At 62.9% G+C, this 1,157-nt stretch carries 1 protein-coding gene; it reads right to left on the bottom strand.

All coding sequences use genetic code 11. The features are described from left to right. A partial coding sequence (locus BD749_RS19175) for a heparin lyase I family protein (protein ID WP_143741294.1) occupies nucleotides 1-1,134 on the bottom strand: 1,134 nt, incomplete at its 3' end. Nucleotides 1,135-1,157: the final 23 nt, after the last annotated feature.

Genomic DNA, 1,157 nt, shown 5'->3' with positions numbered 1-1,157 from the left:
CTTGACGGTGTAGCGGCCCGAGGCCACAGGGATGTTGTAGCTGAAGGGGGCCCCGTTGCTGGCGTAGCGGTAGCGCTGGTAGAGCGCGTCACTGGTGGTGCCGCTCACGCTGATGGACTGCGAGCCGGACACCCCGCCCGAGAAGGCCGCGTCCGCCGCCCAGGTTCTGGACTGGCTGTCCTGGTAGCTTGAGCCGCCTGAGTTGTAGAGCAGGGTGGTTGCCCCAGTGGTAGCCGTGGTGGTGGAGCTGGCTGATGGGGCCACGTCGTTGTAGGTGGCGTTTTCGTTGCCCACGCGCACCTCGTCGGCGTACATCACGCGCTTGGACACGCTAGGCCACTGTCTTTTGTAGAGGCCCACCTTGAAGTAGGGCACCACGGCGTCGTTGTAGCTGTTGGGGCCGCGGTGGTCGACGAGCTTGGTGCCGTTCTTCCACACCTCCAGGATGCCGTCGGACTTGTAGGAGTACTTGATGTGGAAGACCATGTCCTGCCACTGGTCCAGCCAGCGGCCCTTCTCGACGGCGCCCAGGTCGTAGACCTTCTCCCCGTCGCGGTTGGTGTCGGAGCTGATCTGCGCCGAGGCCCAGATCACCTTGAGCTTCATGCGCCCGTTGGAGGCGTAGAGGGAGATGGGCGGGTTGCGGGCCGGCTCGCCCGGGTCGGGCACGCCGTTGGCCTGGGAGATGATGTCCCAGCTCGAGTCGGTGCCCCAGTCGCCGCTGGGCAGGTACAGGCTGAAGCCGTACCAGCGGTGGGAGCTGCTCTCGGCCTTGTTGCCGGCGATCTCGGCGCGCACGACGCCCGAGTCGCCCTTGCGCAGCTCGAAGCGGGCGGCGGTGCGGCCGCCGCGCACCTGGGCGCTGGAGATGGTGAAGCCGTGCGAGGTCTTGGCGAACACGCGGTAGAAGTCGCCGTAAAAATCAAATTCAGTATTGGTGTGTTTTCTAAATGCGTCGGAGAGAGATTTTTCGAATCGCTCCTCGATCAGCAGGTTGCGCCGCTGGGAGTCGACGGAGGTCAGGGCGCTCACGGAGTTGGCGGCGGCGAGGTCATCGGGCAGCACTTCCTCCTTCTGGCAGGCAGTGGTAAGCGATGACAATAAAGCGATGGCTAAAAGTTGCTTGATTTTCATTAACTGCTTAAAATTTAAAAATT

The sequence above is a fragment of the Pontibacter ramchanderi genome, assembly GCF_002846395.1.
GTDB lineage: Bacteria > Bacteroidota > Bacteroidia > Cytophagales > Hymenobacteraceae > Pontibacter > Pontibacter ramchanderi.
The sequence above is the reverse complement of the archived record's forward strand: the minus strand, read 5'-3'. Positions and strand labels throughout refer to the sequence as shown.